Raw genomic sequence first — 18344 nt, 5'->3', positions numbered from 1 at the left:
GGGATGTGGGAAGTGCCTCTGAACAGCGAGGAGGGAGATTGCTGAGGTTCTGGTTCCCGTACCAGGCGGAGACACTTTCCAAGTCAAGCGGTGCATCGCTCTGGCAGCTGCTCGCCATCCTCGACGCCGAAGCCGCGTCTCTCTGTACAGGGCGGGCCGGAACAACGCCCTGGCCGAACTCCATTCATCGCACATACGATCCCGGCATGACGAATACGGCGTGGCGCGTCGCTCTCGGCGTGGTGGCTTCCAGCGCGTTCTTTTGGGCAGTCGCCGGGGCCGTTGACCTGGGACTGGAGCGAACCCGTAAGGGCTACGCCCTCCCTGACGGCGGAGGATGGTACACACTCGCCCTGTTTGCCGGATTCATCGTCGCCTACTTCAGCGTGGCCTCCCTCACCGATACGACCGCCGGTCGCCACGCGCCCCTGGTCCCGGCAGCGGGTGCCTGCTTCGGAGTCGTCTCGTGCCTGCTCATGGGCCAGCAGACGCGGCACTGGGTCGCCGCCGTCGTCATGGCACTGATCGGATCTGCCCTGCCGCTCATTGTTTACCTACGGAATCGCACACGGCGTGCCCGGATTGACGCAGACGCACCGGCCTAGCCCTTTGCTGTCGGGTAGGCGGTCGTCCGAGGAGTGATCAGAAACGCGAAGAGTGCTCCTGGAAGGAAGCACTCCTCAGGTGAAGAAGCGTATCGGGTTCTATCCGCAGGTCCGGATCGAGGGCAGCGGCCGGGCGGTGGTCACCCAGGCCGGGGGCGTGCTGCTGGTCGAAACCTTCCGCAAGGCCGGACTGGACACCGCAATGTCCGCGGCGCTGGCACCGCGGCGGAAGGCTCGGGCGGTGCACGATCCGGGGAAGATCCTGCTGGATGTGGCCCTGGCGGTCGCGCTGGGCGGCGACTGCCTGGCCGATGCCGGGATACTGAGGGCCGAGCTGGCCGTGTTCGGCCCGGTGGCTTCCGACCCGACCGTTTCCCGCCTCGTCGACACCCTGGCCACGTCCGGCCCAAAGGCTCTGAGCTCGATTCGGTCAGCGCGCGCCGAAGTGCGCCAGCGAGTCTGGAAGTTGGCTGGAGCCTCGCCGCCGGACACGGGACAGGTGATCGTGGACCTGGACGGGGTGCTCGTGCTGGCCCACTCCGAGAAAGAGGACGCAGCCGCGACCTGGAAGAAGACCTTCGGACATCACCCGCTGATGGGCTTCGTCGACCACGGAAGTGGCGGCACCGGCGAGCCAGTGGCCGTGCTGTTACGGCCCGGGAACGCGGGCAGCAACACCGCCGCTGGGGGGGACAGGCTCAAGAACTTCCGTGCGGTGGCTACGCGGTATGACAAGCGCGGCTACGTGTTCCTCGGCACTGTCTCAGCTGCGGCTGTCATCGTGTGGCTCCGCTCATGACCGGCCACTCGTGTTCAAGTCGAGTGCGGAAGCCCGGCCGTCCGCGGCAAAAAGGATAAGAGGCAGCTCCTTGTCGGCCTGGCCGATCGCCAGCGCGAGCCAACGACCGCTGTCGGGGAGCGGCCACACCTGCATGCTCATGGCCTGTTGGCTGAGGTAGTCGAGCGGCTCGGCGCTCCCTCGCAGCTGGCGCTGAGATACGGTCCGAGGTCCACGACGAACGCACTGCCCCACCGATCCGTCAGGCGCGTCGCCAGGTCGTCGAGGCGGGCCTGCAGGTCGCGCACATGATGCTCTGGTCCACCGCCCCCGGAGGCGTCGACATAGGTCACCTCCGGGAACGGTTGCACGGCCAACGCGTCAATCGTCGAGAGGTACTCCTCGGTGGTCATGGGCGCGCAGGCTATGGGACCGCGCAGACAACCTCCGCCGACTGCCCACCCCAATGATCGGCCGGACAGCTCCTAGTGATCACTGATGCGATGTGGGACCGGATCGAGCCGCTGATGCCGGCCGATCCGGTCCGGGGTCGGCGATGGGCCGACCACCGCCGAACCTGGAAAGCCATCGCGTGGAAGTACCGCCAGCGTTCGCCGTCGTCGTCCCAGGTGCACTGGTGGCCGTCCCTCTCCAGGGCCTGTGCCCGGATCCCCTGGGGCCTGGGGGAGGTACGCCAGGCCCCGAGGTCTTCTTGCCAGTGGTCGGAGGTAGCCACCAGGGCACCTCCTCGCTGGGTCAGGTGTTGCAGAAGCCGCTCTTCTTCAGTGCGCCGTTGATGCCGGCGCCTTGCGCCTCGTCGGTGGTGACGTCCTTGTAGGTGAAGCGCTGGGATGCCAGCCAGTCGGCCTTCGGGGAATCGAGTGAGCCGCAATGGTTGCGGGCGGCGTCGATGGCCTTGTCCTCGTGCCTGACTGCGTCGGGGGCGACGCGGCGGATCGCTTCGAGGAGTTCGGCGCGCTTGGCGCCGGTCGGCTCGGGCGGGATGCCGGCCTTCTTCAAGGCGTCGTCTGTGCTGGCCTTCGGGGTGCTGGTCGAGGGTGCAGGTGGTGCTGTCCCGTCGGGCTTGGCCGTGGTCGTGCAGCCGACGAGCGTGGCAAGCAGCAGTGTGGCAGTGATGGCGGTGGTGCGGGTGCGCATGGTCCCCCCGGACGTTGCGTGATGAGAGACCCATCATGCGCCGGACGAGGCGCGTCTGGGGTGGGAACGGGCGTTCGGTCAGGTCGCTGCGGTGCAGCGGTCGTACTCGGTGAGGTGGGTCCGCCTGCCCACCGAGCTGCCTACGGCGATGGCGGCCCCCACCTTGTCGGAGGGAACCGCCACTTTCACGCACGCAGGTCGCGAGTCACTCGCAAGGGGTGAACTCGTCTTGCGGAGGCTCGTCACGAAGGCGGCCCAGGACTGCTTGGGGAAGAGTAACTCGAGCTTCACTGAGCGTCGTCTGGCCACTCGAGGAGAACGCGGCCGTCTTCGCTCTTGACGATCGAGTCCGTGAAGAGCCAGTGGATGCGATCGTCCAAGGGCGTGTTCTGCACCCCGTATCCGAACAGCGTTGCGCGAAGGAGCCACCCGTTTCCGTGGCAGCCTGCGAATCGCACGTTCTGCATGGCCACCTCGCCATCGGTGTGAAGGATCAGTCCCCCATCCGCGTCGGTCTCTGGGACCTCGGCGAACAGCATTGGGCAAAGGCTTTCGAGGGTTACCTCTGTCCTGAAGCCTTGGCGATTCAGGCTTTGAGTGAGCTGTTGCAGTACATCCGACCAGGTCCTTCCGGGTGGGTTGTCGAAGACCTCGAGGGTCATGTAGGTCGTGTCCAGGACGTCCATGAGTACGGTTCCGCACAGCCGGCCGTTCTTGATGTGCGGCTCGAACGTCACGCCGCGTGCCCGGGGGACCTTCAGACCGCCGAGATCCAGGTATGGGCGTCGAGACTGTGGCGCTTCTCTGCTGTCCCAGGGGCCGACGATTCCGTCTCTCACTCGCTGCACGGGAGGAGGACCTGCACGGTGCTCGAAGGCGGACTCCACGAGCGCCAGGGCGGCTGCCTCGCCCGAGCTCTCCATGTCGGCCAGGAGACCTTCCGCGAGATCAAGCAGGCGGTCGATCTCGTCTTCTGGTCGAGAAGTCGAAGCGGCAGCCGCCCAGAGTAGAGCTGCGTAGTTGCGCAGTGTCGGCAGGCGTCGTTCTTCGCTGATCCTGGCTGCGTCGAGATCCCCAAGGGCTCCCTGAGCAAGCAGCCTGACTTCCCCCGCGGGCAGTTCGAGACCTCCGTCCAGCAGCGTCTCCACTGCCAACGGGATGCTGTACTTCTCCACGTGGTCGTCCAGCAGATCGCGCAGGCCATAAGGATCAGCCAGGTTGCGGTGGGCTTGCTCAGTGTGTCCCGCTCCGAGAGCTGAGCGCTTTCCTCTGAGAAGTAGCCGGCTTCCCCGAACTGCATCATGACCTGATGTGCGTGGTTCCTCAACGACGTTTCCTCAGCTTCCCCTTGCCCGGTGGCGGGCGCACCTCCGCATCAGGCAGCAGGACACCACACGGGCGGGCCCTGGTCGAGACGGCCCGGGCCCTTCGCCGCGTCCGGGCCGCCAGCCGCAATCGGCATCCCGGCCTACCCGGGGCTCGAAGCCGCCACAAAAGCAGTTGCCGGTTGGTCGGCCCGGTGCTGCTGTCAGTGGGCGGTGGAAGGATGCCCGGTCATGGGAACGAGAGATGACAGCGATGAGGCGTACGTCGTCGGTCTGTGCAACCGGATCCTCGGGGAAAGCGCCCTGGCGCAGCACAGGTTCGACTGGCTGCTGGGTGATCCCGGAGCGGGTGGCCGGCAGGTCAGGCTGCCGGTCGATGCCTACTGGCCGGGCCATCAGCTCGTGGTCGAGTACCGTGAACTGCAGCACGACCAGCCGATGCCCCACTTCGACAAGCCGGACCGACTGACCGTCAGCGGTGTCCACCGCGGCGAGCAGCGAGCCCTGTACGACGCCCGGCGCGGCACGGAGATTCCGACACACGGGCTACGCCTGGTTGTCATCCGCCCCGCGGACTTGGATGCGGACGGCCGCGGGCGGCTGCGCCGCAACGAAGAGGCCGATCTGGCGGCACTGACGAAGATCCTGGCCCGCGACAGTGACGAGGACCGGGTCACTGACACCTTCCGCACCTGGCTCCTGGCCGAACGCTGGACACCCGTCGATCCCACGGACCGGTGGACTGACCTGGAAGCCGTGCGCGGAGAGGAACGGCTGATCTGCGAGGCCAAGGGCCGCACCAGCGAGAAAAGCATCGACGCCGACATCGCTTACGGCCAACTGCTGCGCCGCATGACGAGCCAGGACCCGCACACTCGCTACGCCCTCGTCGTGCCGTCCTCCTCCATCAAGGCCGCAGCGCGCGTTCCGGCCCACGTCCGGCAGCTCCTGCGCATCGACGTGTACGAGGTGACGGACGATAACCGGGTATGCCGGCTGATCGACTGATCGGTAGTGGGTGCTGCGTCGTCGATGGCGCTTCTCTCAGTGCTTACCGCCCGCCCGCGTCGAGTTGCTGCGGCACGGCGCCGGACCTGAGCGTTCGCAGGTCCGGGATGTGGTTGTAGAGGGTGCCCGGGGAGACTCCGAGAGTTTGGCGATCGAGGTGATGGAACGGCCGGGGTCGGGCAGGAGGTCACGGGCGGCCTTGATGACTTCCTCGGTGGCGCCGGTGGGGCGTCCGCCGATGCGGCCGCGGGCGCGGGCGGCGGCCAGGCCCTCGCGGGTGCCCTGGACGATGAGTTCGCGGATGAACTCGGCGAGGGCGGCGAAGACGTGGAAGACGAGCCGGCCGCCGGGCGTGGTGGTGTCGAGGTTCTCGTGCAGCGAGGTAAAGCTGATGCCGCGCTCACCCTGTTCCTCGACGGACAGCCCTTGGCCGACCTTCGCGTCGAGGGCGCTTTATTGGTCCAGTTCGTCCTGGACGCGGCTCTTCACTGCCTCGCACTCGGATCGACGGACGTCGGAGTCCGTGGCGCTCAGCCATCCGGCGAGGAACGCCGCAGCAGCCAAGGCGATGCCAACTGGCACGGCAAGGAAACAGCACGCGGGATCTCTTGGAGCGCGGTTGTGACGCGCCAGGTGCAGCAGCGGGGGGCCTGGGGTGTTTGAGTCGTGCATCCTCTCACCTCGGGATAGGCGAGTCACTGTGGCAGAGGCGGTCTACGGTCCGCTCTACAACGGGTCGCGCCGCCGCTTACTGATCTTGCTCATCAATCGGTCGATAGATGAGCGTCTGCCTCTATCGAGCCCCGACTCCGCCAGTGGGCGAGCTGGTCTTGGGTTCTCAGGGTGCTGTAATGGTGCGGCCCATGCTTTTGCAGCCGTACAACCAGTAGTTCCGCCAGGGCCTCGGCGGCTCCGGCCGCGTCCCCAGCCTCGCCCCGTCGTATAGCCATCCAGTAAGCAAGCTCATTCTGTGTGCTCAAGGTGTCTGGGTGGTCGGGCCCCTGGATCCGCAGGAGGTCGGTGAGCAGTTCGGCCAAGGCTTCGGCAGCTCCGGCCGCGTCCCCGGCGTCTCCTTGGCATTTAGCCAACCAATAGCGGGTATCCAAGGTGTCTGGGTGGTCGGGCCCTTGGGTCCGCAGGCGGTCGGTGAGTAGTTCGGCCAAGGCTTCGGCAGCTCCGGCCGCGTCCCCGGCGTCTCCTTGGCATTTAGCCAACCAATAGCGGGTATCCAAGGTGTCTGGGTGGTCGGGCCCTTGGGTCCGCAGGCGGTCGGTGAGTAGTTCGGCCAGGGCCTCGGCAGCTCCGGCCGCGTCAGCATCGCCCCGCCAGACGGCCAGCCCAAGGCGGGCCTTCAAGGTGTCTGGGTGGTCGGGCCCCTGGATCCGCAGGCGGTCGGTGAGTAGTTCGGCGAAGGCGTCGGCAGCTCCGGCCGCGTCTCCAGCCTCCCCCCGCCATCGAGCAAGGCTGATGCGAGTGTCCAGAGTGCTGGGGTGGTCGGGCCCCTGGATCCGCAAGCGGTCGGTGAGTAGTTCGGCGAAGGCGTCGGCAGCTCCGGCCGCGTCTCCAGCCTCCCCCCGCCACCTTGCCAAGCAGGACCGGTCGTCCAGGGTCTCAGGGGAGTCAGGGCCGACAGTGCGAACCCGGTCTGCCAGAAGCCCGACCAGGGCCTCGGCAGCTTCGGCGGCATCCCCCGTGTGCCCGCGCCAGTCCGCGAACCTGTGGCGAGTGTCCAGCGTGTCGGGATGGTCCGGGCCTTGGACCCGGAAGTGGTCGGAGAGTAGTTCGGCGAAGGCCTCGGCGGCTCCGGTCGCATCTCCAGCCCTGCCCCGCCACTGAGCAAGGCAGGTGCGAGCGTTCAGGGTACTGGGGTGGTCCGGGCCTTGGACCCGGAGGCGGTGGGTGAGCAGCTCGGCGAAGGCCTCGGCGGCTCCGGCCGCGTCTCCAGTCTCTCCCCGCCACCGGGCAAGACCGGTGCGAGTGTTCAGAACATCGGGGTGGTCCGGGCCTTGGATCCGCAGCCGGTCGGTCAGAAGCTCGGCTAGATCTTTCACGGCGCCGCGAGCATCGCCAGCCTCTCCTCGGTTCTTGGCAAGATTGTCCCGGGCATCCAGGCTCTCAGGGTGGTCCGGACCGAGAGATGCTCGAGCGCTGTCCACCAAATCCTGGAAGTGCTCCACTGCAGCGGTGAACTGGCCAGCCTTGCTCAAGCTAACGCCAAGATGCATAGGTAGGTGATGGTGTTTACTCCCGCTGAATAGGGTGTCTCCGGCACAGTGCATGAGGGCTTGGGCGTTGGCCCTCAGGTTCTGAGCCAACGGCAGGTGAGGGTCGGGCCAGTCCTCGTCGAGTAGGGCGTCACCAGCGGCGCGGACGGCCTCACGGCGGTCCCGAGGGCTAAGTGTCTCGCGGGTGGCGCGTTGGATGAGCTGGTGAATGCGCACTGACTGCTGTGGAGACTTGGGATCGTGGTCGATGAGGCTCAGACGGTGCAGAGCACGGAGCGCGCCCCACACGTCCAACTCCGTCACTTCGTCCACGTCGCTTTGTTCAGCTGCGGCCTGCGTACGGTACTGAGCGAAGTAGGCTCGGGCAGGCTCACTGGTCAGAACGCTCTGGGGAATGCCGTTCGGATCCAGTACGGCGGCGAGCTGAAGCGTGGGGCGGGCGAGGCCGGCGGGGTTGAGATTGTCAGCGCGTTCAACCGACAGCGACCAGGTAGCACTCACAGTGGTGTTCTGGTCGTCTGGCAACATGCCGGGCTCGGGCAGCATACTGGCGAGGCTTGTGGCGCGTTCGGCGAGCCGACTGCGGTAGCTGGGGCACTGCTGGTGGGTACATCGCGAGCAGCCGACGGGAATGCCGGCATCGACGATGTAGGCAGCAGCCTGTGAGAGGGCTAGTGGCAGGTGCCCGAGGTCCTGGGCCAGCGCACGGATCTCGTCTGGGTCATCGTGCCGTCCGTGTTCGGCAAGGCAGTCAACCAGATAGGCGACTGCCTGATCAGGAGTGAAAACCCCGAGGTCGATCCGATGTCCGGGTAGAGCAGCGTCGCGGCGCCGCGTGGTGACCACGGTGCGGCCGTACGGGTTCTTCGCCGGCCATAGCCCGGTCACGTCAGCGGGGTCGGCGATGTCGTCCAGTACGACCAGCCATCGGCACACGCGCTCAGATCCCGGCGGCTTAGGTTCGAGCCATCTCAGGAACGCCTGTGCGGATTGCTCGGGGTCACCAGTTTCGTAGGCGAGGAGTTCTTCGGCGGCCTGGGCGAAGGCGGAGACGATGGCGGGGCGGCTGTTGGCGCTGACCCAGACCAGCACATCCAATTCGTCCCCAGCCCACGCCTGCCGCGCGTAGTGGGCGGCGAGCTGGGTCTTGCCGACGCCGCCGGTGCCGCGGAGCACCTGGCACAGCACAGCAGTGCCGCTGTTGGCCACCGCGGTCCGCAGCTGGTCGGTCTCGTCTCGTCTCTGGAAGGCCGCAGCTTCGCGGGGAAGGACACCGACCTGGCGCGGCCACGGGGCCGGCTCCCGCCCATGCACATGCACGGTCGTGATGTCGCCGCTGTGGTATCCGCTGATCGATACGCCTGCCGGCCCGGAAGTCGCTCGACCCGTGTCACGAACCTCGATACCCCGCCGTCCTGCCATACCGATCCCCCTGCTGAATCCCTGGACTACTTCTCGCTGTACCCGCTGATGGCGTCGCCATCTCCGGTCGCTTCGGCATCGCCTGTCCGCTCGACGGTGACGGGACGCGCAGAGCCGCTCCCGTGATAACCCGTGACCGCGTTGCCCTTGCCTGCTGTCTTGGCGGTGCCGGTTTCTCGAACGACGATGGCTGACCGGCTGGTGCCTGGGAGGGCTGCCCAGATTCCGACACCGACCGCTGCCACACCTGCGAGAGCGGAGGCCACCGTCGCAATCCGGCTCGCTGTCTCCCACTGCGAGACAGCGAACATCCACCCCAGGACAGCGACCACCAGGCACGTCACGACCAACACCACTCGCTTCAACGTCATCCCGTCATCGTCGCTCAGGCTGAGTCGCAACGGGAGTGCTTTCGCCGAGCCCCTCATCCTCCGATGTGCGGGAGCCAGGCACAGTAAAGGCACTGAGGTTCCAGCGGGCGCCCATGTAGAGGTTGACCTCCCGGTACGGGTGCTCGTCGCGCCGGTTGGACACAGTCTCTCCGTCCTTGCCGTACGCGATCACGGAGTTGGCGCCGTTGGAAGACTCCCTGACGTTCAGGTCCTCCTCGATCTCCCGCTGAAGATCCCGAAGCCGCAGCCGGGCCGCGAAGATGGTCTTCTGCGCGCACGGCTGACCTCTAACATCACCGCATAGGTGGGGTGAGAGGCACTGCGGGTGAGGCGGCGCAGGATCGCCTCGGTGAATATGGTCCGGGTACGGATCGCGGTCGCGTACTTAACATCTGGTCGCACTGCTGAGCGATGAGTGTCCAGCGGATCGGCCGGGTCAGCGCCGGGGTCGGCCGCGGGTACCCGCGTCCCCGGTTCGCCGGCCACCGGCCGGTACAGCTTCACCTTGTTGCTCCGCTTGATACGCGGCAGCAGGTGAGCCGAACCCAAATCCCGACTGCCATGTGAGTCTGTGTAGCTGACCTCGACGTCCATGGTACTGCCGTGCCACATCGCGCTCTCGACCATAGCGGCGACCTCGAGGGCGGTGCAGTTGATCAGCTGGGAGTGGATGGCCAGGGAGTTCTTCTCCACGTGCCAGTAGATGAGTACCCCGCGGCCGCCGTAGCTCGAGTGCCACTAGGAGCTGTCTCTTGAATCGGTCATGAGACCGTCATGCTCTTGACTGAAGGGCTCGCTGCCGCTGGGCCGCCACCGAACCGGTTGGGTCCTCTGTATCGGCGGATCGGCGATGACGAGAGGAATGAGAGATGGCCGACCGAAACATGCCGTACTGGATCATTCGTCATGTAGAGATCAAAGAGGCGGTTCCCGGGCAAACATTCACTGTGTTCATGCTCGAAAACGACAGCAAGGACGCCCGCTACTTTGACCTGCAGCGCATGCTTGAGGAGCCCGGCCCGCAGGAGATAGATCTTGAGCTCGACAGTTACTGCATCGTCTCCGAGAGTGAGGGCGTCGACTATGGCGGCCTTGCAGAGGTGACCATGCTGCCGGGCCGGCTTGTGCTCCAGTTCCGGCCTGAAGCAGTGGAGGAGTTGGAACTGCCCTCTGACGAGATCATCCTGGGCATCGCTCCAGACATCAACGTTTATGAGCTCTGGGCAGGCATGCAGAAGGTTCTCACGTACGGAAATCACCTGAAGGTACCCAATATGCGCTTTATGTGATCTCCAGATTGTCGAGCCGCCTTCTGACAGTGACGGTCGGGTCTATCGGCGGGCCCACATAAGAATCGCGGCGAGGTGGAATTCGGCCTGGTAGGCGATGGCGAGCTTGTCGGTCCGCATGGCTAGGCCGCGCCACTGCTTGAACCGGTTGATGCATCGTTCGACGGCGTTGCGCTGCTTGTATGCCTCGGCGTCGAAGGCCGGTGGCCGACCTGGTCGGACGGCTGCGGGATGACGGCGCGGATTCCGCGTCGGCGGAGGTGACTTCGGATCGCGCGGGATGAATACGCGCGGTCCGCCAGGACGGTATCGGGGCGGGTCCGTGGTCGTCCGGAGCCGCTTCGGGGGACACGAATGGCGGCCATGACGGCCTCGAAGTCCGGGGCGTCGCCCGCTTGGCCTGCGGTGACGTGAAGGGCCAGAGGCCGTGCCCGGCTGTCGCTGACAAGATGGACCTTCGTGCTCAGGCCGCCACGGGAGCGCCCGAGGGCATGGCCGTCAGGTTCGGCCCGATCTGGAGCCCCTTTTTCCTGGCACCGGCGGCGTGCTGGTGGGCTCGGCAGACGGTCGAGTCCAGCGAGACAGTCCAGCCGATGTCGGCATCAGCGTCGGTTGCTGCCAGAACTGCGGCGAGAATGTGTCCCCAAGTGCCGTCCATGGCCCACCTGATCAGGCGTTTATGGGCAGTCTGGAACGATCCGAGCTCGTCGGGCAAGTCCCGCCAGGGCGAACAGGTGCGGTACTTCCATGCGATGGCCTCCAGGGTGCGGCGATGATCGGCCCACCGCCGACCGCGGACCGGATCGGCCGGCATCAGCGGCCCGATCCGGTCCCACATCGCATCAGTGATCACTAACCGGATAGGCATGTCCGATCAACTGACCAACGAATCAAAGACACACGCTCTAGGTGAACAGGTTCTGGTGGTAGGCGCGCACATGGATCCATGCCGCCCTGCACGACGGCCACATGAGCGAGCGGGATGCCCGCCGCCTGTACACCAACCGCCTCGTCGACAAGGCCCTTGCCGGCCAACCAGGGCCTCGCGTTCTGCTTCTGACCCAGCATCAGGAGGTGTCTCCATGCCCGATCCGACCGCGCCCCGGCCGCATTCCGGAGCCGACCTCGCCCGTCAGGCCCTCGCCGCATACAAGGCCGGCCGCAGCGCCGACACCGGGGCGGCCAAGCCCGCCCGTCGAAAGCCTCGCTGGCACAGCGGAGAAGGTCGCGACCCGCAGGCCTTCGGCACCGTCTTGGCGCACCTCGGCAGCGAACAGGGCTGGACCGCCGGCGTCCGCGGCGGCAGCATCGTCGACCGGTTCGACGAGCTCTGCCCGCAGTACGCTGCCCGCGTCGAGGCCGTCGCGTACGACGCCGAGCGAGGAAGGCTTGATGTCCGCCCCTCGTCCGACGCCTACGCCGCCCAGCTCCGTCTCCTTGGCGGTCAGGTCTGTCGTCAGATCAATGACAAGATCGGCAGCGACGCCGTCCGTAGCCTGCGGGTGCTGCGCGTCGCCCCGCTCGTCACACCGCAGACGCAGCAGCCCGCAGGCACCGATTCGGACCGGGCGGCAGGGCCGGTCCGCACGCGGGAGAACGCCTCGGCTGGCTACCACCGCACTTTGGCCATCCACCAAGCGCACCTCCGGAACCGGGCCGATGAAGCCGGTTCTGCACGGCTCCTCGGCGCAGCCGCTACCAGGCAGACATCAGCGCTTCGCGCGAAGCGTCCCGTCCTCGAAGACGATCCGGAGTACGCGGCCCAGCTCGAGCAGCTGCAGCCCCGGGGACGGCGTGACGAGAAAGAAGCCGCTTACCAGGCCGCGCTGTACCGGGCGCACACCGGCATGGTCCTCGGCAGCCGGGACGGCGAACCGCCTCGGCTGTTCGGTGGTGCTGCCTGACCACGCCGTGCCCAGCGTCGATCGCGCTCGCCATCTCGGAGTATTACGACGTAATACTCCGACCACGCGGCTGTGGCTTTGTTGGTGAGTGACGAGAGTGCCTGTAGCTCAGCGTGGAGAGCGCCCTCTTCCACGGGAGAGCGATGTCGCTGAGTTTTGGGTTCTGGCACAGATCTTGGGGAGCGGTCGCGGAGTATCACCGGGGCAACAGTATGAGTTGGGTCGGCCCGCAGGGCGGTTTACCGGGACAGTCCAAATTTTCAGGCGCCCTCGCGAGCCGTGCTGGCATCGTATGAACCATGGCAGCGATAGACGACACATCCGAACCTGACAGCCCTGTCCGCAGCACCTATCCGCCTCTGGTGGAGGCAGCGTGGCTGTATCAGGCGGATCAGGTGTGTCCGGAAGACCTGCCGATGACCGCTGCCCAGGCACTCGCAATGGGAATGGACACGCCGACCCTGTGCGAGCTCGCTGGCCTGCCGCGCCATGCGGGCCCCCGGGACATCCGCGACACATTCGAGCAGGCTCTCGAAGACTTGGGGATCGCTTTGCCCGATCACCACCTGGCCCGGCGATACGCGCTGCACAGGCTGGCCACGCGATTCACCGCTGGGGAGGTGGATCGCGCCGAGTTGGCATCGGACGAGTGGTCGGAGATGGAGGTCGAGACCGCTGGAGGAGCAAGCATTCGTGGCGCTACTCCCGCCATGCGCGTGCTGCATCGAGTGCACGCTTGGGCTCGACGAGGCAGCATGGGAAGCGCAACTGCAGATCGCTGCCTGTGCCTTGGTCTCGCATCCCACTGTCGGGCCGCGCTTCTGACAAGTGGGGTCAGAAGGCGTTTCTGGTACAAAATCTGGGGTTCCGATCGCGGAGGGTTACTGAAGCAGGATCATCTTGCGGAGGAGTTCGAATCCGGCGCGCCCATAGAGCTGCCGCTTGATCTTCTTGATGCGATTGACGGCGCCCTCGATGCTGCCGGAACTCCAGTCGAGAGTGAGCCCGGCGGTCACGGCGTCTCGGTCTCGGAGCAAATGGAGTGCGAAGCCCGTGAGACCGGGCAGCCGGCCGGCGTCGACTGCGTCGATCCAGGTGGGGAGTGTGGAGCCCAGGCGTTCGGTGAGTATCTCGCCAAAAGCGCGGACGTGTCCGGCCGCCTTGTCCAGTTCGGGGCAGCGGGCCAGGACCTCCTTCAGGCTGGCCCGGTCTTCCTCGGTCAGGGGCGCGGGGTGACGGGTGAGCCAGCCGGTCACCTGCCGCACCGACGGCGCCCGCGGCGACACAGCAGGCGGAGCCCCGCGCAAGGTGGCGATGTGCGCGCGGACCATGGCGTAGGTGACGGGAGCTTGCTCGGCAACCAGTTCGCCGTGCAGTCAGGTGACGCTGGTGCATCCCTCGGCGAATCGGTGCTCCAGGTAGGGCTTGTAGGGGTCCAGCTTGCTGGGCCGGGGCCGGTTCTCGCGGATGGTGTCCGGCCAGCGTGCGGCGTTCGCGTATCGGAGCACGGTGTTGAGGCCCCAGCCCAGGTGCCGGGCGGTCGCCCGGCGTGAGTGGCCTTGGGCAAGCATTTCGTGGACGAGGGCGTGTGCGGCCTTCTTTCGCTCGGCCCGCTGGCCGACGGGCTCCGCATCGTCCTGCGGACGACCGGAAGCCCTCCGGTGGCCTCCGGCAACGTGCTGCTGGGCGAAGGATTGCGCAGGCAGTCGCGGTCGGCGGCGACGCAGGTCTCCACGAGCCGGACCACTGACCGTCTGGCTGATCCGCCAGCAGGGCCTCGATCCGTCTCGTCACAGGCGTGGGGCAGGATGGCGTCATGGCACAGCAGATCTTGCCCCCGTCGGAATCCTGGCGCCGGATCGACGCCTGGCTGGCGACCCACGCGGCGTCCGATTTCGCCCTACTCAATCCGCCTGCGACACGGGACGACATCCAGCAGGCGGAGCGGCTTCTCGGCATCCCACTACCTGGTGACCTTGCTGAGTCTCTGCTCTGCCATGACGGGGTGAGCGCCTGGGCGACCTTCCTGCCGGAGCAGTCACCGCTCCCGGTGAGCAGCATCGTGAACCATTGGCAGACCTGCATGGATGCCGCGGCGGAGAACGACGGGCTGACCCGTCGGCCCTGGGACGACGAGCCGTGGTGGCACCCGCTCTGGGTTCCCTGGGCCGAGAGCGCCGATGGCGGGGCGCAGGTGATCGACCAACGGCCTGGCCCGGACACGGGCCGTCTCGGTTGGGCGGGCCACAGTGGTGGCGGCGACTTCACCGATTCCTGGCCTGATCTTGCGAGCCTTCTCCACGCGGTCGCCCATGTGCTCCACGAAGGCGGTGACGTGCGCGGGCTGCATCCCTACCTCACCACCAAAGGTGAGCTTTGGTGGGACGACGCGGGCTGCGAGGAACTCAACGGTCAACCGCTGAGGGCAGCACCGATCGGACTGCCCTAACTATCAGCCTCGCGGACCTGCCGCCGAGCCGACGCGAACCACGCGACTGCTCCTACTTCTCGCGAACATTTCCGAGGCATCTGCCTCGTCGTCGTTCTCGAAGCCCACCGACAAGTGCTCTCCGCTGTCACCTGCGCAGCCACGGCTGAGAGGGGGCGGTTCGAGTGACCAACGGTTCGGCAGGTGTCCTCCCTGGGCCGAGGATGGCTTGCCGAGTATTACGTCGTAATACTCGGACGTGCCGTCCGGGGCTCTGGCGCCCGTGGCGCTCTCCTCGGGCTCCCGCCGCCCGCCCTAATCGTCACGGCATGACGTGGCTACCTTGCTCGACCGCCGCGGCGGGGAACTCCTCTTCCAGGTCCTGACCGAAGGCGAGGAGAAGAACAACGTCGCCATCGCCTCCAACGAGTCCTTCGGCAAAGGGCACATGTTCCGGCGAACACGTGCCAGGCGGCGCCGAAACCTCACGAGTTCGCCCTGCGGTCGGCCCAGAAGTCGTAGTACTCGTCGCTGACGAAGCCGTGATTGACCCAGCGCTGGGGGTCTGCGGCGAACTCGCGCTCGGCCAGGGCCAGGGCCTCTTCAGGGGTAGGCAAGACAGCAATCACCTGGCCCCAGGACTCGTCTTCGGGGTTGAGGGGCGGGAACTCAGTAATGTCTAGGAAGGCGTCGGTGCTGACGTCTTCGACCTCGCTGAGGTAGACGGTCACGCCCGTGCGGCCAGGGCCCAGGGCGATCCAGCGAAGCCCCTGGCGGCTGTCGCGTTCGATGGGGCCGAGGAACTGTTCGATCGGCTTGCTGCGGCGAAGGGCGCCGAGGGCGAAGGCGGGAGTGAGGTGCCGCAACTCAGTTCCTCTGCTCGTGCTGGTCGGGCAGACGCCCGGGATCAATGTGATCTGCAAGGTAGATCCGGGTGGCCTGCGGGGCCATCCCGAAGGCGGCTGCGACAAGCAGCCCGAGTCCGGCATGTCGCCGCACCTGGCCGAACTCGCGACAGATCCGCGGCAGCTGTTTGTCCTGGCGGGTCTGGGAAGGGTGACCGCACCAGCCGGTGTCTTGGTGCAGATAGCCGAGCCTGCCGCAGCGCTGACACATCTGCTCATCGACCGTTTGACCTTCAACGGCACCATCATCGAGACCGGCACCGACTCCTACCGGTTCGCCTCGACCTGGGCAGGACCGAAGCGCCCGCCAGAGCCTACTGCGACGCTCGCCCATCCCGGACTTGCCGAGCGTCGCCAGCCGCCGGCGTACACCTGGGCCAACAGGCCCAGGATGGTACGACTGAACGAGCTCTGTCGTGGATCTTGTGATCGCCATTTGAAGGGTCTTGACTCTGGGCTACTGCATGATCGTGCGCGGCAGGTGCGATGGCGTGCCGACGCAACTGTAGACCTGCAGGGTGTAGCCCCGTCCGATGACCACCTTGGTGGGTTTTGCATGGCTCCGGTACGGATGACCGACCGGCTTCGCCGCCTCCGGGTCTGCCTCTACCGGACGCCAGCTGCCGTCGGCCCCGTGCCACTCGCTGCTGTCGATAGAGAGCAACGCCTCCACCGGTCCGCCACACTCGCCGCAGCACAGTTCATCGCGGCCAGCCGGGTCGCGGAAGGTGAAAGGGGCCGGCCATCCGCCCGCCTTCCAGCCGGGAGCGACGGACAGATCGCTTTGGTAACTCACTGACTGCTGCGCGCACCAGCGGTACACACGCTCGTCCAGGGCCTCGTCGAGTAGATGGCCGGGCGGGAACTCACGCACCGGCTCAGGGTGGAGCAGGCACGGCTCCGGCACGTGGTCGTCACACTCGACGTAGGCGGGCTCAGGAGGAGTGCGCAGGACCTGCCGGACCTGCGAGGCCGGGCGCCAGCGCACCTGCACGTCGGCCGAGCATCCTTCAATCCCATAGCCCGGCGCCCACAGCACCTGCAGCAGGTCGTTGCCTTGCGGGAAAGGCAGCGTGGGCACGTCGCGGGCGTAGAGCTGCACGAGCGGTATCAGTGGCTGCGGCTCGGATGGCAGCAGCTTGGGGTCGTGCCCGGCCCGCAGCTGCTCCACCATCTCCTGTTCCTGCACAGACAGTAGGTTCTCCCGCGGACCGCGCGGTCGCGACCACGCCTCGGTCAATAGGGCTCGCACCCTGCGGATGTCTGCCAGTGTCGGCATTGACACGGCAGGCGGGTAGCCCGGCGTGCACTCGGGCCAGGGCTCGTCCGCCGGCCACAGCAGGGGCCCACCCACCGAACTGTCGTGGACGGTAGGCGCTCCAGGAGTCGGGTGCAGGCGGGTGGCCGTCTTGGCCAGCCGAACCAGCTCCGGGAACTCCACGGTGATGTCCAGCGGCCGTGGTGGTGTCGTGCGCGTCATGTCCTCTTCCTCCCGCCCTTGTGGGCAACGCCGCATCCAAGCACAGCGCGCCGACAGCCCTGGCCAGGCTCCCATCGGGCGCGGCGCTGATCACAAGAACTTCTGCAGAGCCGCCGAACGTGCCGGCACCTGGCAGCATCTGCCTACGACGACTCCAACAGACGCTCCAACCGATGGGTCAGTAGCGGAGGCGAGCTTCGGACCCATCGATACGCAGCGTGCAGGTCTTGAAGACCTGCAACGGAGGCTGCTCGCCGTCTACCGGGGCCAGGGTGAGTTCCAGGTCCTGCAACGGCTTGACCGCAGCGACAAACCGACCCCCATCCGGGTCCGGGCCCCTGAGGGCTGCACACCTCGAACAACGCACTCACGCTTTCCCAGCCCGGCCCCGGGGTGAAGCGCGTCAGGAAGAACGGTTGATCGCAGCCATACTCACTTAGCTCACCAAGTAGGACCTTGCCACGCAAGAGCCGCCACTGCGTCATAACCCTGCCCCCTCCGCCGCGCATTCGAAGTGGCATCCTCGCAGCGCATGAACACCTGGCCAAGCCGCTTCCCCGGCCACCTGCCACGCCTCAACAGCCGCGAACCCGCGGGGGCTTCGTCGCTCACAGCAGGCGGGCGCAGTGGAGGCGGTGGGCGAGCATTCGGCGTCCACCGCCGGTGTCTTCTGCATCGAACGCGGCACCCGATGTGACGACCACCCCGCAGGCGCCCACCGAGAGGGTCTAAGTCTCGCCTGACTGTCCGACGCGAAGAATCACTCGTAGATAGTGGCGGCCTGCAGCGCCCTCGCCAGGAAGGTCCAGTCCCCGCCTTCGGGGAGCTCCTGCCCCACGTTCCGATACCAGCCTGGCGAGTCATGCATCCACGTCGCAAGAGCCTCGAGGAAGTCGTCGAGGGTCTGGTTCTCCCACTCACCTCCCCTGCGGAGGTAGTCCTCGTGAAGTTCCCTAACGAAGGTGACCAGTTCGTGGCGGCTGCGGACTTCGTCGCCGGGCGTCAGTGGCATGGGAGCGAACCTATCCTGCGCCTCGTACTGCAGAGCGCTGGGTGACCAGGAGGAGCGTCAGTGGTACTCGCCTGCCGGGGTGGTACTGCGGATCTGCCTGTACACCGCGCACTCGCAGTATTACGTCGCAATACTGCGAGGCTCGCTCCGTCCGCGGCCGGCTGTCCGGAGAGACGCGCCGGTCTCCCCTGCCGGAAGCCCTCGACCGAGGTACGCGCAGAACTGCGACGCGTCGACTGGGCGTCGTTGAAGTGCGGCTGCGGTGACTCCGCGGAGCATGTGCCTCTTCTGATCGAGGCGATCATCACCGCTGAGACCCCCCAGGACATGGGTCGGATATACCCTCGATGGCCATGTGGAGGAGAGCACGATCATCTTCGAGTGCACTCCGCCGGAGGCTGGCGTGATTATGG

18 protein-coding genes and 6 pseudogenes are annotated in these 18344 nt (G+C 66.6%); 10 read left to right on the top strand and 14 right to left on the bottom strand.

The window, feature by feature from the left end; translation table 11 throughout:
- Positions 1-38: 38 nt before the first annotated feature.
- A complete protein-coding gene (locus ABZO31_RS00215; protein ID WP_406858756.1) occupies positions 39-605 on the top strand; it encodes a hypothetical protein in 567 nt (188 codons plus the stop codon).
- A 79-nt stretch (positions 606-684) separates the two neighbouring features.
- Positions 685-1344 (top strand): annotated as a pseudogene (locus tag ABZO31_RS00210) (transposase); the annotation flags it as partial.
- A 197-nt stretch (positions 1345-1541) separates the two neighbouring features.
- Here the strand turns inward: ABZO31_RS00210 and ABZO31_RS00205 are convergent.
- Positions 1542-1796, bottom strand: coding sequence for a hypothetical protein (locus ABZO31_RS00205; protein WP_406858755.1), 255 nt, complete (start codon positions 1794-1796; stop codon positions 1542-1544).
- Between the two features lie 90 nt (positions 1797-1886).
- Between ABZO31_RS00205 and ABZO31_RS00200 the strand changes: the two are divergent.
- Positions 1887-2054 (top strand): annotated as a pseudogene (locus ABZO31_RS00200) (IS5/IS1182 family transposase); the annotation flags it as partial.
- A gap of 85 nt (positions 2055-2139) precedes the next feature.
- Here the strand turns inward: ABZO31_RS00200 and ABZO31_RS00195 are convergent.
- Together ABZO31_RS00195 and ABZO31_RS00190 are read right to left on the bottom strand one after the other, a co-directional pair.
- On the bottom strand, positions 2140-2541 hold the full coding sequence (locus ABZO31_RS00195; protein WP_406858754.1) for a hypothetical protein: 402 nt from the start codon (positions 2539-2541) through the stop codon (positions 2140-2142).
- A gap of 287 nt (positions 2542-2828) precedes the next feature.
- Complete coding sequence (locus ABZO31_RS00190; RefSeq protein ID WP_406858753.1) at positions 2829-3716, bottom strand: DUF3710 domain-containing protein; 888 nt, start codon at positions 3714-3716, stop codon at positions 2829-2831.
- 381 nt (positions 3717-4097) lie between these two features.
- Between ABZO31_RS00190 and ABZO31_RS00185 the strand changes: the two genes are divergently transcribed.
- Entirely contained in the window at positions 4098-4874 is a 777-nt protein-coding gene (locus tag ABZO31_RS00185; protein WP_406858752.1) for a hypothetical protein, read from the top strand.
- A 36-nt stretch (positions 4875-4910) separates the two neighbouring features.
- On the opposite strand, the gene ABZO31_RS00180 is transcribed toward ABZO31_RS00185, so the two are convergent.
- Positions 4911-5252: a recombinase family protein gene (locus ABZO31_RS00180; protein WP_406865218.1), complete on the bottom strand. Its 342-nt coding sequence runs from the start codon at positions 5250-5252 to the stop codon at positions 4911-4913.
- Between ABZO31_RS00180 and ABZO31_RS00175 the strand changes: the two genes are divergently transcribed.
- Entirely contained in the window at positions 5202-5537 is a 336-nt protein-coding gene (locus ABZO31_RS00175) for a hypothetical protein (protein WP_406858751.1), read from the top strand. The genes ABZO31_RS00180 and ABZO31_RS00175 overlap by 51 nt on opposite strands.
- Before the next feature lie 101 nt (positions 5538-5638).
- Here the strand turns inward: ABZO31_RS00175 and ABZO31_RS00170 are convergent, their stop codons facing one another.
- The 4 genes and pseudogenes from ABZO31_RS00170 to ABZO31_RS00155 all read right to left on the bottom strand — a co-directional run.
- Positions 5639-8521, bottom strand: coding sequence for a tetratricopeptide repeat protein (locus tag ABZO31_RS00170; RefSeq protein ID WP_406858750.1), 2883 nt, complete (start codon positions 8519-8521; stop codon positions 5639-5641).
- Positions 8522-8547: 26 nt separating this feature from the next.
- The gene (locus tag ABZO31_RS00165) at positions 8548-8892 is read right to left on the bottom strand and encodes a hypothetical protein (RefSeq protein ID WP_406858749.1); all 345 of its coding nucleotides are present in this window, start codon (positions 8890-8892) and stop codon (positions 8548-8550) included.
- 4 nt (positions 8893-8896) lie between these two features.
- Positions 8897-9133: a hypothetical protein gene (locus ABZO31_RS00160; protein WP_406865216.1), complete on the bottom strand. Its 237-nt coding sequence runs from the start codon at positions 9131-9133 to the stop codon at positions 8897-8899.
- A pseudogene (locus tag ABZO31_RS00155) lies at positions 9118-9639 on the bottom strand (Tn3 family transposase); the annotation flags it as partial. The gene ABZO31_RS00160 and the pseudogene ABZO31_RS00155, both read right to left, overlap by 16 nt.
- A 143-nt stretch (positions 9640-9782) precedes the next feature.
- Here ABZO31_RS00155 and ABZO31_RS00150 point away from each other — a divergent pair.
- Positions 9783-10202: a hypothetical protein gene (locus ABZO31_RS00150; RefSeq protein ID WP_406858748.1), complete on the top strand. Its 420-nt coding sequence runs from the start codon at positions 9783-9785 to the stop codon at positions 10200-10202.
- Between the two features lie 42 nt (positions 10203-10244).
- Here the strand turns inward: ABZO31_RS00150 and ABZO31_RS00145 are convergent.
- Positions 10245-11070, bottom strand: a pseudogene (locus ABZO31_RS00145) (IS5 family transposase).
- A gap of 214 nt (positions 11071-11284) precedes the next feature.
- Between ABZO31_RS00145 and ABZO31_RS00140 the strand changes: the two are divergent.
- Positions 11285-12106 (top strand): DciA family protein, encoded by an 822-nt coding sequence (locus ABZO31_RS00140; RefSeq protein WP_406858747.1) that lies wholly within the window; start codon positions 11285-11287, stop codon positions 12104-12106.
- Between the two features lie 881 nt (positions 12107-12987).
- On the opposite strand, the gene ABZO31_RS00135 is transcribed toward ABZO31_RS00140, so the two are convergent.
- A complete protein-coding gene (locus ABZO31_RS00135) occupies positions 12988-13362 on the bottom strand; it encodes a transposase (protein ID WP_406858746.1) in 375 nt (124 codons plus the stop codon).
- A 120-nt stretch (positions 13363-13482) separates the two neighbouring features.
- Positions 13483-13812: an IS1-like element transposase gene (locus tag ABZO31_RS00130; protein ID WP_406865214.1), complete on the bottom strand. Its 330-nt coding sequence runs from the start codon at positions 13810-13812 to the stop codon at positions 13483-13485.
- Positions 13813-13922: 110 nt separating this feature from the next.
- Between ABZO31_RS00130 and ABZO31_RS00125 the strand changes: the two genes are divergently transcribed.
- Both ABZO31_RS00125 and ABZO31_RS00120 read left to right on the top strand, forming a co-directional pair.
- The gene (locus ABZO31_RS00125) at positions 13923-14555 is read left to right on the top strand and encodes an SMI1/KNR4 family protein (RefSeq protein WP_406858745.1); all 633 of its coding nucleotides are present in this window, start codon (positions 13923-13925) and stop codon (positions 14553-14555) included.
- A gap of 325 nt (positions 14556-14880) precedes the next feature.
- Positions 14881-14970: pseudogene (locus ABZO31_RS00120) on the top strand (AAA family ATPase); the annotation flags it as partial.
- A 49-nt stretch (positions 14971-15019) separates the two neighbouring features.
- Here the strand turns inward: ABZO31_RS00120 and ABZO31_RS00115 are convergent.
- On the bottom strand, positions 15020-15457 hold the full coding sequence (locus ABZO31_RS00115; protein ID WP_406865571.1) for a hypothetical protein: 438 nt from the start codon (positions 15455-15457) through the stop codon (positions 15020-15022).
- A 196-nt stretch (positions 15458-15653) separates the two neighbouring features.
- On the opposite strand from ABZO31_RS00115, the pseudogene ABZO31_RS00110 reads away from it, so the two are divergent.
- Positions 15654-15731, top strand: a pseudogene (locus tag ABZO31_RS00110) (AAA family ATPase); the annotation flags it as partial.
- A gap of 165 nt (positions 15732-15896) precedes the next feature.
- Here the strand turns inward: ABZO31_RS00110 and ABZO31_RS00105 are convergent.
- Together ABZO31_RS00105 and ABZO31_RS00100 are read right to left on the bottom strand one after the other, a co-directional pair.
- Entirely contained in the window at positions 15897-16628 is a 732-nt protein-coding gene (locus ABZO31_RS00105; RefSeq protein ID WP_406865570.1) for a hypothetical protein, read from the bottom strand.
- Between the two features lie 1051 nt (positions 16629-17679).
- Positions 17680-17931, bottom strand: coding sequence for a DUF7660 family protein (locus tag ABZO31_RS00100; RefSeq protein WP_406858744.1), 252 nt, complete (start codon positions 17929-17931; stop codon positions 17680-17682).
- Between the last annotated feature and the right edge of the window lie 413 nt (positions 17932-18344).

This window comes from Streptomyces solicamelliae, assembly GCF_045348655.1.
Classification (GTDB): Bacteria; Actinomycetota; Actinomycetes; order Streptomycetales; family Streptomycetaceae; genus Streptomyces; species Streptomyces solicamelliae.
Note: the sequence above shows the minus strand (reverse complement) of the source record. Positions and strands in the feature narration are given on the sequence as shown.

Bases quoted from the DNA above. Each gene is read 5' to 3' on its own strand.
- ABZO31_RS00140 (WP_406858747.1), top strand. From the start codon at position 11,285: ATGCCCGATCCGACCGCGCCCCGGCCGCATTCCGGAGCCGACCTCGCC.
- ABZO31_RS00185 (WP_406858752.1), top strand. From the start codon at position 4,098: ATGGGAACGAGAGATGACAGCGATGAGGCGTACGTCGTCGGTCTGTGC.
- ABZO31_RS00150 (WP_406858748.1), top strand. From the start codon at position 9,783: ATGGCCGACCGAAACATGCCGTACTGGATCATTCGTCATGTAGAGATC.
- ABZO31_RS00125 (WP_406858745.1), top strand. From the start codon at position 13,923: ATGGCACAGCAGATCTTGCCCCCGTCGGAATCCTGGCGCCGGATCGAC.
- ABZO31_RS00195 (WP_406858754.1), bottom strand. From the start codon at position 2,541: ATGCGCACCCGCACCACCGCCATCACTGCCACACTGCTGCTTGCCACG.
- ABZO31_RS00170 (WP_406858750.1), bottom strand. From the start codon at position 8,521: ATGGCAGGACGGCGGGGTATCGAGGTTCGTGACACGGGTCGAGCGACT.
- ABZO31_RS00205 (WP_406858755.1), bottom strand. From the start codon at position 1,796: ATGACCACCGAGGAGTACCTCTCGACGATTGACGCGTTGGCCGTGCAA.
- ABZO31_RS00165 (WP_406858749.1), bottom strand. From the start codon at position 8,892: ATGACGTTGAAGCGAGTGGTGTTGGTCGTGACGTGCCTGGTGGTCGCT.
- ABZO31_RS00100 (WP_406858744.1), bottom strand. From the start codon at position 17,931: ATGCCACTGACGCCCGGCGACGAAGTCCGCAGCCGCCACGAACTGGTC.